This window comes from Pseudomonas sp. H1h (genome assembly GCF_000633255.1).
Lineage (GTDB): Bacteria > Pseudomonadota > Gammaproteobacteria > Pseudomonadales > Pseudomonadaceae > Aquipseudomonas.
In genome coordinates, this window is record NZ_AYMJ01000014.1 from 159632 (window position 1) to 172467 (window position 12836).

13 protein-coding genes are annotated in these 12836 nt (G+C 61.0%); 4 read left to right on the forward strand and 9 right to left on the reverse strand.

The annotated features are described in order from the left end of the window. The first annotated feature begins 66 nt into the window (after positions 1-66). Positions 67-1083 (forward strand): AraC family transcriptional regulator, encoded by a 1017-nt coding sequence (locus U862_RS0111465; RefSeq protein WP_025110529.1) that lies wholly within the window; start codon positions 67-69, stop codon positions 1081-1083. 175 nt (positions 1084-1258) lie between these two features. Here the strand turns inward: U862_RS0111465 and U862_RS0111470 are convergent, their stop codons facing one another. The 7 genes from U862_RS0111470 to U862_RS0111500 form a co-directional block, all read right to left on the reverse strand. Continuing rightward, positions 1259-1627: a glyoxalase superfamily protein gene (locus U862_RS0111470; protein WP_025110530.1), complete on the reverse strand. Its 369-nt coding sequence runs from the start codon at positions 1625-1627 to the stop codon at positions 1259-1261. 118 nt (positions 1628-1745) lie between these two features. Beyond that, positions 1746-3203, reverse strand: a complete 1458-nt coding sequence (locus tag U862_RS0111475) for an amidohydrolase family protein (protein WP_025110531.1) — start codon at positions 3201-3203, stop codon at positions 1746-1748. 1 nt (position 3204) lies between these two features. Beyond that, complete coding sequence (locus U862_RS0111480; protein WP_025110532.1) at positions 3205-4065, reverse strand: MurR/RpiR family transcriptional regulator; 861 nt, start codon at positions 4063-4065, stop codon at positions 3205-3207. 15 nt (positions 4066-4080) lie between these two features. Next, a complete protein-coding gene (locus U862_RS0111485; protein WP_025110533.1) occupies positions 4081-5430 on the reverse strand; it encodes a GntP family permease in 1350 nt (449 codons plus the stop codon). A gap of 811 nt (positions 5431-6241) precedes the next feature. After that, the gene (locus U862_RS0111490; RefSeq protein WP_025110534.1) at positions 6242-7135 is read right to left on the reverse strand and encodes an NAD-dependent epimerase/dehydratase family protein; all 894 of its coding nucleotides are present in this window, start codon (positions 7133-7135) and stop codon (positions 6242-6244) included. Between the two features lie 103 nt (positions 7136-7238). Next, positions 7239-8150: a LysR family transcriptional regulator gene (locus U862_RS0111495; RefSeq protein WP_025110535.1), complete on the reverse strand. Its 912-nt coding sequence runs from the start codon at positions 8148-8150 to the stop codon at positions 7239-7241. Positions 8151-8299: 149 nt separating this feature from the next. Beyond that, a complete protein-coding gene (locus U862_RS0111500) occupies positions 8300-8890 on the reverse strand; it encodes an NAD(P)H-dependent oxidoreductase (RefSeq protein ID WP_025110536.1) in 591 nt (196 codons plus the stop codon). A gap of 182 nt (positions 8891-9072) precedes the next feature. Between U862_RS0111500 and U862_RS0111505 the strand changes: the two genes are divergently transcribed. Next, a complete protein-coding gene (locus tag U862_RS0111505; RefSeq protein ID WP_025110537.1) occupies positions 9073-9387 on the forward strand; it encodes a putative quinol monooxygenase in 315 nt (104 codons plus the stop codon). Here U862_RS0111505 and U862_RS0111510 read toward each other — a convergent pair. Continuing rightward, positions 9377-10141: a sulfite exporter TauE/SafE family protein gene (locus U862_RS0111510; protein WP_025110538.1), complete on the reverse strand. Its 765-nt coding sequence runs from the start codon at positions 10139-10141 to the stop codon at positions 9377-9379. The two genes, U862_RS0111505 and U862_RS0111510, sit on opposite strands and share 11 nt — an antisense overlap. A 214-nt stretch (positions 10142-10355) precedes the next feature. Between U862_RS0111510 and U862_RS0111515 the strand changes: the two genes are divergently transcribed. Further along, positions 10356-11237 carry a LysR substrate-binding domain-containing protein gene (locus tag U862_RS0111515; RefSeq protein WP_025110539.1) on the forward strand — a complete coding sequence of 294 codons (882 nt, stop codon included), beginning with the start codon at positions 10356-10358 and terminating at the stop codon, positions 11235-11237. A gap of 265 nt (positions 11238-11502) precedes the next feature. Further along, positions 11503-11853 carry a cupin domain-containing protein gene (locus U862_RS0111520; RefSeq protein ID WP_003221437.1) on the forward strand — a complete coding sequence of 117 codons (351 nt, stop codon included), beginning with the start codon at positions 11503-11505 and terminating at the stop codon, positions 11851-11853. A gap of 94 nt (positions 11854-11947) precedes the next feature. On the opposite strand, the gene mmsB is transcribed toward U862_RS0111520, so the two are convergent. Beyond that, a complete protein-coding gene (gene mmsB, locus U862_RS0111525) occupies positions 11948-12835 on the reverse strand; it encodes a 3-hydroxyisobutyrate dehydrogenase (RefSeq protein WP_025110540.1) in 888 nt (295 codons plus the stop codon). Between the last annotated feature and the right edge of the window lies 1 nt (position 12836).

Below are 12836 nucleotides of genomic sequence, written 5' to 3' on the forward strand. Positions count from 1 at the left end.
CGTGGTTTCAAATTACCTTTCAGGCATTCATTCGCTCATGCAGGCCTTGATCAAGGGATTTGGATCATGCAATCGCTCGGCTTCACCTCCGTTCCGCCGCTGCTCAAATACGTGCGCCATGCCGAACAACTGGGCATGGCCATCGAGCCCGCGTTGGCGGCGGCCGGATTGCAGGCGCAGCAACTGAGTGACAACAGCCTGCGTCTGCCGGGCGAAACCCATGAACGCCTGCTCGATTACTTCTGCGAGCACTCGGGCGATCCGCTGTTCGGCCTCAATGCCGCGAACTTCGTCTTGCCCAATTCCTGGAGTGTGCTCGGTTACATCACCATGAACTGCGCAACTCTGGGCGATGCCATGAGCCGGATCATGCCGTTCGAAAAACTGGTGGGGGACATGGGCGTCAGCCGCGCCGAGGTGCAGGACGGTCACGTGCATCTGATCTGGAGCTGCCGCTACGAGCGCCCGCGGATCCGTCGGCATCTGGTGGAAAACGTCCTCGGATCATGGCTGCAATATGCACGCTGGATCGCCGACACGCAGATGTCGCCCGCCGCCGTGTGGCTGGAACACCCGCGTCCGGTGGATACCACGCAGGCGCAGTACGAACGGTTTTTCGATTGCCCGGTGCTGTTCGAGCAGCCGTATTCAGCGCTGATCGTGCCGCTGCCGTACCTGCAATTGCCGTTGCGCCAGGCCGATGCGCAATTGCTGCGCACCCTGGAAGAACACGCGATGGGCCTGATGGCGACGCTGGAGGACGCATCGTTGGAGCAGAGGGTCAAAAGCATCCTGCGCCAGTTGCTCAAGGAAGGCTTGCCGCGCAAGGAACAGGTGGCCGAGCAACTGGCGGTGTCGGTGCGTACGTTGCAGCGCCAGTTGCATCAGGCGGGGACGTCGTATCAGCAGATTCTCGATGACCTGCGTCAGGAGTTGGCCGAGCATTACCTGTTGAACAGCACACTGCCGATTCAAGACATTGCGCAGTATCTGGGGTTTACCGAGCCGAGGTCGTTTCACCGCACGTTCAAGAGCCGGCGCGGGATGCCGCCGGGGGAGTTTCGGCAGACGCATCGCGGGTGATGGTGCCGGCCTCTTCGCGAGCAAGCCCGCTCCCACAGGGAATTTATGTCGTACACAAAATCCATGTTCGCTGACGATCCAATGTGGGAGCGGGCTTGCTCGCGAAGGCGTCAGCAGCCGCACAACGTCCCACAGATAAATCGCGCTGACTGGGCCGCGACTTGTTCAGCTCGATTCAGAGACTGATCGCGTTGGTAAACACCAGCCGATTGCCGAACGGATCCGTGATCGTCATGTCCTGACTGCCCCATGGCATCGCCTGAATCCCCGGGTGCGAGAACTTGTAATCCTTGGCCACCAGCTGCTGCTGAAACGCCTCCAGCTCATCGGTCTCGATGCGCAACGCCGAACCCGGCGTTGCATCGCCATGATGCTCGGACAAATGCAACACGCACTCGCCACGCGACACCTGCAGATACAACGGGAAATTGGCCTCGAAACGGTGCTGCCAATCGACCTTGAAGCCGAGGAAGTCAACGTAGAATTCCAACGCCTTGGCTTCATCGAAGATCCGCAGGATCGGGGTGGTTTTACCGAAGCTCATGGGGTGCTCCCTGACTGTTTGGCCCAAGAGTGTAGCTGGGCTGGATGTCAGCAATTCGGCTTGGCGATGGCTTTCTTTAATTGCAATGTGCCATCACTGTGACGCACTCCGCGAAATGTCAGCGAAAGTTGTTGCGCAAATCACCCTGCCGCGCCAGAAACCGCCCTTCCCGGCAGCCATTCGCCTGGCCGTCGCGATAGCTCAACACACCGTTGATCCACACGCCATCGATGCCCTGCGCCGCCCGCTGCGGGTCATTGAAATCCGCCACATCACGCACGGTCGCTGGGTCAAACAACACCAAATCGGCCCAATAACCTTCACGAATCTCGCCGCGCTCCGTCAAACCGAAACGCGCCGCCGACAGCCCGGTCATTTTGTGTACCGCCGTGTGCAGCGGAAACAGCCCGACATCGCGACTGAAGTGTCCGAGTACCCGTGGGAAAGCGCCCCACAGGCGTGGATGCGGGAACGGGTCTTCCGGCAGTCCGTCAGAACCGACCATCGACAATGGATGCGCGAGGATTTTTCGGACATCCGCCTCGTCCATGCCGTAGTACACCGCGCCAGCGGGTTGCAGGCGTTTGGCCGCTTCGAGCAGGGGCACGTTCCATTCGGCGGCGATGTCGATCAGGTCGCGCCCGCTGACGTGCGGGTGCGGCGTCGACCAGGTGATGGTGATGCGGTGGGCATCGGTGACTTGCTTCAGATCCAGCGTCGACGAGCTCGCCGCGTAGGGATAACAATCGCAACCCACGTGCTGGGTTTTCGCTGCTTCTTCCAGCGACGCCAACAATTGCGGACTACGCCCCCAGTTACCGACACCGGCACATTTGAGGTGGGAAATGATCACCGGAGACCGTGAATGGCGTCCGATGCTGAACGCCTCCTCCATCGCCTCCAGCACCGGTTCGAACTCACTGCGCAGGTGCGTGGTGTACACCGCACCGAACGCGGTCAGCTCTTCGGTCAATTGTTTCACTTCATCAGTGGAAGCATTGAACGCGCTGGCGTACGCCAGCCCTGTGGATAACCCGAGCGCACCCGCTTCAAGGCTTTCGCGCAATTGCTCACGCATCGCGCCGATCTCGTCTGGCGTGGCGCTGCGGAACAAGTCGTCGAGGTGATTGCTGCGCAGCGCTGTGTGACCGACAAGCGCGGCGACGTTCAGCGTGGTCTTCGCCGCTTCGACCGCCGCGCGGTAATCGCTGAAACGCGGGTAAACGAACGCGGCCGCCGTACCTAGCAGGTTCATCGGATCCGGCGGATTGCCCTTCAACGTCACCGGCGACGCACTGATCCCGCAGTTGCCGACAATCACCGTGGTCACGCCTTGACTGAGCTTGGGCAGCATTTCGGGTTGGCGGATAACCACGGTGTCATCGTGGGTGTGCACATCAATGAAACCCGGCGCCAGCACGCGACCGGCGGCGTCGATTTCCTCAGTGGCACGAGCATCCTGCAGGTCGCCAATGCGCTCGATGCGGCCATTGAAAATCGCCACATCGGCGCGGTAACCGGGCGTGTTGCTGCCATCGATGATCAGGGCGTTGCGAATCAGCGTGTCGTACAGCATGTCAGTCTCCCAGCGGCAGGTGATCGTCGCCGCCACGGTATTCGTCGAGGGCGAGTTTGATCCGCCGCAGACGCTCTTGATTGTCTTCAGGGTTGGCCAGCGCCAGCTCGGTGGCGAGCACGTCGATGGCGAGCAGCATGCCGTAGCGCGCCGCGGTCGGTTTGTAGATGAACGAGGTTTCCGCGCCTTGCAGCGGCAGGACGATGTCGGCCAGTTCGGCCAGCGGCGAATCGGCGCGGGTGATGGCAAGGATGCGGGCGCCGTAGTTGCGCGCCAGCTCGACGGTTTCCAGCAACTCCGGGGTGATGCCGGTCAGCGAGCAGACGATCACCACTTGTTCGGCATTCAGGCTGGCGGCGGTGACGCGCATCATCACCGCGTCGTGGCACACCGCAATCGGGTAGCCGAGGCGCACCAGCCGTACCTGCAACTCGTCACTGCACAGGGTCGAGCAACCGCCCATGCCGAACGCATGAATCATCCGCGCCTGGCCGAGCAATTTCACCGCGTCGGCGAAGCGTGATTCGTCGAACCCGGCCAGATGCTGACGCAGGGTGGTTTCGATATCACCGACAATCTGCCCGTAAAACGCTGACTGCTCAGGCTTGCCCGCCGGGTCGAGAAAACGGCTGCCGACGCCGCTGGCCTGAGCCAGTTGCAGGCGCAGATCACGCAGGTCGCGGCAGCCCACCGTACGAGCAAAACGCGATAGCGTGGCGGTGCTGACTTCGGCCCGTTGCGCCAGATCTTCAAGGCTGGCCGAAGCGGCAAAACCGACATCGTCGAGCATCAGCCGGGCGATACGCCCTTCGCCGGCGCTGAAGGAGTCCTGACGGGCGCGGATCTGATAAAGGATGTCCATGGCGACTGGCTCCGGTTACAACAGGTATGAAAGGCCGACGGTCAGACCGAAAGCGACCAGCGAGATCAGCGTCTCGAGCACGGTCCAGGTCTTGAACGTCTGCGCGACCGTCATGTTGAAGTATTCCTTGATCAACCAGAAGCCGCCGTCGTTGACGTGGGAAAAGATAACCGACCCTGCACCGGTCGCCAGCACCAACAGCTCCGGGTGTGGATAACCCAGACCAATGGCCACCGGCGCAACCACGCCCGAAGCGGTGGTCATCGCCACGGTTGCCGAACCGGTGGCGACCCTCATCAACGCAGCGAACAGCCAGCCCATGATCAGCGGCGACAGGTGAAATTCGTGGGCCAGGCCGACGATCTGATCGGTGACACCGGCGTCCACCAGAATCCGGTTCAGACCACCGCCGGCGCCCACCAGCAAGGTGATGCTGGCGGTTGGTGCCAGGCACTCGTTGGTGAACTTGAGGATCGATTCACGGTTGAAACCCTGGGCGATGCCCAGCGTCCAGAAACTCAACAGCGTCGCCAGCAACAGAGCAATCACCGAGTTGCCGATGAACAACAGAAACTGGTTGAAGCCGCTGCCCGGCGTGGATATCAGGTTGGCCCAGCCCCCCATCAGCATCAGCACCACCGGCAACAGAATGGTCGCCATGGTGACGCCGAACCCCGGCAGTTTGTCGCGGGGTTCGCGGTCGAGGAACTGCTTTTCCAGCGGGTTATTCGCCGGCAACTGAATACGCGGCACGATGAACCTGGCGTACAGGGGGCCTGCGATGATCGCCGTCGGAATACCGATGGCAATCGCATACAGCAAGGTCTGCCCGACCGATGCCTGATAGGCCTGCACCGCGAGCATCGCCGCCGGATGCGGTGGCACCAGCGCATGCACCACTGACAGGCCGGCGACCATCGGCAAACCGACCATCAGAATCGACACGCCCACCCGCCGCGCCACGGTGAAGGCGATCGGCACCAGCAACACAAAACCGACTTCGAAGAACAGCGGCAAGCCGACCAGAAACGCGATGCAGACCATCGCCCAGTGTGCATTCTTCTCGCCGAACCTGGCGATCAGCGTGCGCGCCATCTGCTCCGCGCCGCCGGACTCGGCCATCATCTTGCCGAGCATCGTTCCCAGCGCCACCACCAGTGCAATATGCCCCAGCGTCTTGCCCACCCCGGCCTCATACGCCCCCACGACACCTGACGGCGGCATCCCCGCCACCAACGCCAGACCAATGGAAATCAGGGTGATGACAATGAACGGGTTGAGGCGGTAACGAGCGATCAACACGATCAGCGCGATGATGGCGACGGCGGCATAAACCAACAGCCAATAGCCGAAGGAAGGCGTCATGCGGTACTCCTCGAAAGGGTCACGTTCGAATGGGTTGTGAAACTCATAAATCATTTCGAGATCGAGTTTTCAAACCGCATGAAAGTAATTTTCGTGGAGAGGTAAGGCGTGTCGCTGATGGGTATGTCTTGTCGCGATTAATGAAAATCGTGGGGCTGGATTTACATCCCGCTCAGGCAAACACAAATCAACCTGTGGGAGCGGGCTTGCTCGCGAAAGGGCCGATACATTCAACATTTCTACCAACTGATCCAGCGCTTTCGCGAGCAGGCTCGCTCCCACAGGTTGATTGCATTCCGTCAGTCAAGATGCGGTCAAACTGTGGGAGCGGGCTTGCTCGCGAAGGGGCCGATACATTCAACATTTCTACCAACTGACCCAGCGCTTTCGCGAGCAGGCTCACTCCCACAGGTTGATTGCATTCCGTCAGTCAAGATGCGGTCAAACTGTGGGAGCGGGCTTGCTCGCGAAGGGGCCGATACATTCAACATTTCTGTCAACTGACCCAGCGCTTTCGCGAGCAGGCTCGCTCCCACAGGTTGATTGCATTCTGTCAGTCAAGATGCGGTCTAACTGTGGGAGCGGGCTTGCTCGCGCAGGGGCCGATACATTCAACATTTCTACCAACTGACCCAGCGCTTTCGCGAGCAGGCTCGCTCCCACAGGTTGATTGCATTTCGTCAGTCAAGATGCGGTCAAACTGTGGGAGCGGGCTTGCTCGCGAAGGGGCCGATACATTCAACATTTCTGTCGACTGACCCAGCGCTTTCGCGAGCAGGCTCGCTCCTACAGGTGTTGGGTGTTCGATGAGTTACACCATTTCGTTACGAATCCAATCCACCACCGACGTGCGCTTCGGCGCCCAGCCCAGCAGTTCACGGGCGTGTTTGCCGCGTACACGGCTGTTGGAGCCCAGACCGTAGTTGGCCATTTCGTAGCCCCATTCGGCTTCGGCGTCTTTGAGCGGCCAGTCTAGTGGCTCGCCGAGGTTCAAGGCTTGGGCCATAGCGGTGGTCATGTCGATGAACGAGGCTTCGCCGCTTTCGACGAAGTAGAAGGTGCCCGGTATGTTCCTGGTCAGCGCCAGCAAATACAGCGCGACGACGTCTTCGATGTGAACGTTGGACCATATGTTCTGCCCAGTGCCGACGTGGCGCACCACACCGCTTTTACGTGCCTGCTTCAGCAAACGCGGCAACTGCACGCTGTCGCGATGCACACCCAGGCTGTGGCCGTAGATCAGGGTGTTGCAGATCACCGCCGAGTTCACCCCGTCCTTCGCCGCTGCGAGGATCAGGTTGTCGATCGCGACGCGGGCAGCCTTGTCGACAGTCGGCTCCGGCAGATTGTCTTCGTAGTAGATGACGTCGCTGGACTTGCCGCCCGACGCATCGCCGACGATGCTCGAACCGCTGGTGTGCAGGAACACCTTGTTCGAACCGCGCAGGGCATCGAGCAACGCTTCGACCGCACCGCGATGGTCACTGCTCGCAGCATTGATCACCGCATCAGCGGCGCGGGCCTGATCGGCCAGCAGCGCACTGTCTTCGAGAGTGCCAATCACTGCGTTGATGCCCAATGCCTTGAGTTCATCAGCCTGCTCGGCGCTGCGCACCAGGCCCGTGACATTGTGCCCGGCCTGGACCAGACCGGTGGCGATCGAGCCGCCGATGAATCCGGCGGCGCCGGTGATGAATACGTTCATGAAGAAACTCCCTGCGTGAGTAAGTGATGCAGCGAGTATCGACCGCTGACCCGAGTGGAAAAACCCGTCCTCACCCAATTCACTATTGCGCAGAGGTCACGAATCAACCCTTGAAATCAGCGCTGGCGTAAGCCGCGAGTTTGCTCTGGATGAAGTCGAGGAAGCACTGAATGCGCAGCGCCAGTTGCGAGTTACGGTAGTAAACGGCGTTGATCGGCTGGCGATACCCGCTGTTGAACTCCGCCAGCAGCACCTTGAGGCGTCCGGCGCGGATGTCATCGATGGTCATGAAATGCGACAGGCAGGCGATACCCTGCCCTTCCAGCGCCAGATGGCGCACGGTCTCGCCACTGGAGGCGCTGATCGCCGGGGTGATCGGCCAGCGGTCACCGTGCACGTAACGCAGCGGCCACTGGTTGAGGCCTTCGTTGTGGGTGAAACCGAGCAGGGTGTGTTCGCTCAGCTGCGCGACTTGCTGCGGCGCACCGTGCTTGTGCAGATACGCCGGACTGGCGACGATCAGCAGCGGACTGCAACCCAGTGACCGCGCATGCAACGTCGAGTCGGCAAGGGTGCCGATGCGGATGGCGACGTCGGTGCTTTGTTCCAGCAGGTCAATGATCAGGTCATTGCTGTTGAGTTCAAGCTGGATGTCCGGATATAGCCGCCTGAACTCGTCGATGTACGGCACGATGGCGTGCAGCATGAAGGGCGATGCGGCGTTGATCCGCAGGCGTCCGGACGGGGTTTGCTGGCGTGACGACAGACGCTCTTCGAGCGCGTCCATCTGATCGAGAATCAGCTTGGCCTGCTCGAAGAAATACTTGCCCTCTTCGGTCAGGTCCATGCGCCGTGTGGTGCGGTTGATCAGCGTGGTGTCGAGTTTGGCTTCCAGCCGCGACAACGTGCGGCTGACCGCCGACGGCGTCTGCCCGACCTGCTCGGCGGCAGCGGAAATAGAACCGCACTCGATCACGCAGACGAAAATCTGCAACTCATCGGATCTGGCTTTCACGGATATTCTCTAATCGAATGCATATTCATTGTGGTGAGGGAGCTGCCCCCGCTTTACCTCAAACGTAGGGGCGCGCTGCGCACTCCAGCGCGAGCAAGCTCTTTCGCCACAGGATTTGTCGAAGCTATTCGATAGTAGCTTGAATCACTTCAAGCCTTGAGGCCGAACACCTCTTTCAGATGCTGCTCATAGCGCGCCACATCGTTCTCGATGTTCGGACGCTTCATCACATCCACACAGAGGAACGTCGGCAAACCGCTCATGCCGAGGAACTCGTTGGCCTTGTGGAACGGGAAATACACCGCGTCCACACCCTTGGCCTCGAAAAAGTCTGTCGGGTCATCGAAGGCTTGTTGCGGCGCATTCCAGGTCAGCGACAGCATGTATTGCTTACCCTGGATCAGGCCGCCGCTGCCGTACTTCTGCGACGAGTCGGAACGGGTACGACCATCGCTGGCGTAGAGGCTGCCGTGGCCTTCGGTGAAGACCTCGTCGAGGTACTTTTTCACCGTCCACGGCGCGCCCATCCACCAGCCTGGCATCTGATAAATGATCACGTCGGCCCAGAGGAACTTGGCGACTTCTTCAGCGACGTCGTAGCCCTCGTCGATGAAGGTGGTTTTGACATCAACGCCGCCACGATCGAGCACGCTCAGCGCGGTTTCGTGCAGGGTGGCGTTGTAACGACCGTCGGAGTGGGCGAATTTTTTGCCACCATTGAGCAACAACACTTTTTTCATGAGAACGCCTCGGTGCAGCCTGGGGCTGGAGGAAGATGGGAAAAGGAATGGCGGCAGGTTAACCACCCATCTCGCGCGGAATAAGCCGCGCCGGCGCAAAATACATTTGATCAAAAAGCACGAATCAAATGCCGATTGTTGCAATAGCATTCCCGGCGATCTGCATTTGAGGAGTTGTTTCGATGAGTGAACGCTACGGTTTCATCCTGCACGCCAAGACCCGCCCGGAGAAATCCGAGGCCTTCGAGGCACTGTTCCGCGCCTGCGTCGAGCCGAGCCGCGCCGAGCCCGGCTGCATCGAGTACCACATGCTGCGCGACAAGGAAGACCCGACGTTGTTCATCTTCTACGAGATCTGGGAAAGCCAGGCGCATCTGGACGTGCACTCGAACCTGCCGCACATGCGTGAATTTTTCGAAAACCGCATGGCGTACCTGGAGCGCGATTTCGATATCCGGCAGATCGACATGCTCAGTGCGTCGTCGGCTAACCGCTGATCAGCAGATGGGCGCCGAGCGCGCCCAGTCCGACAAAAAACACACGCTTGAACAGCACGGCGCTGATCCGCTGCCGCAGCCACTGCCCCAGCCACATGCCCAACATCGCCGGGATCAGCGCCAGCAGCGAGGCGCTCAATTCGCCCCCGCCCAGCGCGCCGCGCCAGAACAAACCGGCGGCCAGCGCCAGGGTCGAAACCGTGAATGACAGACCCAGCGCCTGCACCAACTGATCGCGGTTCAAACCCAGCGCTTGCAGATACGGCACTGCCGGGATCACGAACACTCCGGTGGCCGAGGTGATGACGCCGGTGATCACCCCGCACACCGGACCGAGCCACGCTTCATGCCGAGGATCGACCTGCAGCGTCGGCAGCAGTAATCCACTCAACGCATAGAGCAGCAACGCCGCCCCCAGCCCGCGCACCACCCAATGCCCGCCCGCCATGCCGATCGACAACGTGCCGAGTGCGGTGCCGAGGAAGATCATCAGCAGCATCGGCCACAGGCGCTTGATCAACCCGCGCAAATGTCCGCCGAACGCCAGTTGCCAGACGTTGGTCAACGTTGCCGGAATGATCAGCAGTGCCGCTGCCTGTGACGGTGCCATAGCCAGACCGAGCAGACCCATGGCGACAGTGGGCAGGCCGAGGCCGATCACACCTTTGACCAAGCCGGCCATGACGAAGGTAGTCAGGACCAGCAAAGACAAGGCCAGGCCGAGGTTTTGATAGAAATCTGCGAGTGCGTTCATGGCGCTACTGTGCGCCTTGGGCAGAGGGTTGAAAATCTGCCATATACTGAGGTTGCCTCTGCCAATGCAAGAGGCTGACAACAATTTTGCGGCTGATGGCCCTTTCGCGAGCAAGCCCGCTCCCACACTGGATCGGCGGCGAACACTGAACCTGTGGGAGCGGGCTTGCTCGCGAAGAGGCCAGTCCAGACATTACAAAAACCACAGGCTGCCCATGCACTTCGACCTCACCGACCTGCGCCTCTACCTGCACATCCTCGACACCGGCAACATCACCGCCGGCGCCGCCCGCAGCCATCTTTCGCTTGCCGCTGCCAGCGCGCGCATTCGCGCCATGGAGGCCTCGCTGGGCACTGACTTCCTGCAGCGCGGGCGCCGTGGCGTGACCCCGACACCGGCCGGCAAGGCACTGGCGCAGCACGCACGCATCCTGCTGCAACAGGCCGAACGCATGCAGCAGGATCTCGCCGACTACGCCCAGGGCGTCAAAGGTCAGGTGCGGCTGTTGTGCAACACCACGGCAATCACCGAATACCTGCCGGAGGTGCTCGCCGACTTCCTGCGCAGCCATCCCAACCTCGACATCGATCTGCAAGAGCTACCCAGCGCGCGCATCACGCATGCCTTGCGCCAGGGCGCAGCGGATCTCGGGATCGTCTCAGATGCCGTGGACACCACCGATTTGCAGACTCAGCCGTTTCGCGACGATCCATTGCTGCTGATCGTGCCGCTCGCTCATCCGCTTTGCGACGCCGCCGACGTCAGTTTCAGCGACGCTCTGCACCACGACTTCGTAGGTTTGAGCACCGACAGCGCACTGGCGATTTATCTCGAAGAACAGGCGTTGCACAGTGGCTCGCGGATGCAGGTGCGCATTCGTGCTGACGGTTTCGACGGGGTGATGCGCATGGTCGCGCGGGGTGCCGGGCTGGCCATCGTGCCGCTGGCGGCCATCGAGCGCGCGCCAATGCGCTCATTCAAAAGCGTTGCCCTGAACGAGCCATGGGCGCGCCGTACCCTGATGCTCTGCGCCCGCGATTTCAGCGCTCTGCCGGGTTATGCCAAAGCCTTGTTGCAGGCCTTGACCCTTCCCTGAGGGGCAGACTTCATCCTTGGCGTTTTCAGCGGCAAGGAACATGACCATGGGCAAACGCATTCTGCTGATTCTCGGCCACCCCGGCGCAGCTGGAAGGTTTCGAAATCGAGCTGGAGCGGGCGCGGGTCGAATGTCCGCTTAAGAGTCTGTAACGGTTTGCGCGTTTCTGAGCAGCTCGATGTCGAGTACAGACAACTGAGCGGCGACCGGGCGCTATAGGGTGTGACTTGGTTTCTTTGCCATCCGCCCAATGCCCGGAGTTCTCATGACCGCGACCGCCCCCATCACCGTTCTGCGCGACACCCACCCGCTGCCGGTACTCGATGCCTGTAAATGGGAAAAACTCGAAGGCGATCCGCACACCGTCAACCTCAACGCCTACACCAGCGAAGACGGCAGCAAGATCATGGGCACCTGGATCTGCACGCCGGGCAAGTGGCGGGTCGACTACGTGAAGTGGGAGTACTGCCACTTCCAGGAAGGCTACTGCATCATCACCCCGGACGGCATGGCGCCGATTCACCTGCGCGCCGGCGACATCTTCGTGGTTGAGCCGGGGATGAAAGGCACTTGGGAAGTGGTCGAGACCGTGCGCAAATATTTCGTCTTCGCCTGATGCAAAAAAGCCGGGAAACCACCCGACGTGATTTCCCGGCAACACCTGCTGCATTCCGATTGGCACCACTGCTGTGGTGCCGGTGAAACTGTGATTACTGCGGCTTGCGATAACTGTTGATGATCGCCGAGAAATCCTTGCCACCTTCTCCGCGCTGGCTCATCGCCTGATACAACTGTTGCGCCACCGCACCGAGCACCACCGGTTGGTGCGCCTGACGCGCCGCTTCAGTCGCCAGCCCCAGATCCTTGAGCATCAGTTCAGCACCGAAACCGCCGGTATACCCGCGCGAGGCCGGCGCCGTTTCGACGATGCCCGGCCACGGGTTGTACATTTCCGAACTCCAGCAACGCCCGGTCGAACTGTTGATGATGCCGGCCAGCACCGAGGTGTCGATCCCCAGCGCATCGCCCAGCGCCATGGCTTCGCTGACGCCGACCATCGAGATCGCCAGCAGCAGGTTGTTGCAGATTTTGGCGATTTGCCCGGTGCCGACTTCACCGCAATGCACGATGTTGCGCCCCATCTGTGCCAGCACCGGTTGCAGGGTGGTGAACAGCGCTGGCGTCGCGCCGACCATGAAGGTCAGCGTGCCCGCGGTCGCGCCACCGGTGCCACCGGAGACCGGTGCATCAGCCATGGCCACGCCTTGGCTGGCTGCTGCGGCCGCGACATCGCGGGCAGTCTGCGGATCGATGGTGCTGCAGTCCACCGCCGGCACGCCTTTGCCGATGCCGGCGAGCACACCGTCCTCACCGAGCCAGACGCTGCGTACATGCACCGCCGCCGGGAGCATGGTGATCACCAGTTCGGCGTCTTCGGCCGCTTCACGGGCCGAGGCGCGAATGGTCCCGCCCAGTAGCTCCAGCTCGGCCAGCACAGTATTGTTCAGGTCCACCAGGTTCAGCGAATGGCCGGCCTTGATCAGGTTGCGCGCCATCGGCGCCCCCATGTTGCCCAGACCGATAAATGCGATTTTCATG

What these genes read in the sequence shown, in the direction of transcription:
- U862_RS0111465 (WP_025110529.1), top strand. Translation starts at nt 67, where the DNA reads ATGCAATCGCTCGGCTTCACCTCCGTTCCGCCGCTGCTCAAATACGTG.
- U862_RS0111470 (WP_025110530.1), bottom strand. Translation starts at nt 1,627, where the DNA reads ATGAGCTTCGGTAAAACCACCCCGATCCTGCGGATCTTCGATGAAGCC.
- U862_RS0111475 (WP_025110531.1), bottom strand. Translation starts at nt 3,203, where the DNA reads ATGCTGTACGACACGCTGATTCGCAACGCCCTGATCATCGATGGCAGC.
- U862_RS0111480 (WP_025110532.1), bottom strand. Translation starts at nt 4,065, where the DNA reads ATGGACATCCTTTATCAGATCCGCGCCCGTCAGGACTCCTTCAGCGCC.
- U862_RS0111485 (WP_025110533.1), bottom strand. Translation starts at nt 5,430, where the DNA reads ATGACGCCTTCCTTCGGCTATTGGCTGTTGGTTTATGCCGCCGTCGCC.
- U862_RS0111490 (WP_025110534.1), bottom strand. Translation starts at nt 7,135, where the DNA reads ATGAACGTATTCATCACCGGCGCCGCCGGATTCATCGGCGGCTCGATC.
- U862_RS0111500 (WP_025110536.1), bottom strand. Translation starts at nt 8,890, where the DNA reads ATGAAAAAAGTGTTGTTGCTCAATGGTGGCAAAAAATTCGCCCACTCC.
- U862_RS0111505 (WP_025110537.1), top strand. Translation starts at nt 9,073, where the DNA reads ATGAGTGAACGCTACGGTTTCATCCTGCACGCCAAGACCCGCCCGGAG.
- U862_RS0111510 (WP_025110538.1), bottom strand. Translation starts at nt 10,141, where the DNA reads ATGAACGCACTCGCAGATTTCTATCAAAACCTCGGCCTGGCCTTGTCT.
- U862_RS0111515 (WP_025110539.1), top strand. Translation starts at nt 10,356, where the DNA reads ATGCACTTCGACCTCACCGACCTGCGCCTCTACCTGCACATCCTCGAC.
- U862_RS0111520 (WP_003221437.1), top strand. Translation starts at nt 11,503, where the DNA reads ATGACCGCGACCGCCCCCATCACCGTTCTGCGCGACACCCACCCGCTG.
- mmsB (WP_025110540.1), bottom strand. Translation starts at nt 12,835, where the DNA reads ATGAAAATCGCATTTATCGGTCTGGGCAACATGGGGGCGCCGATGGCG.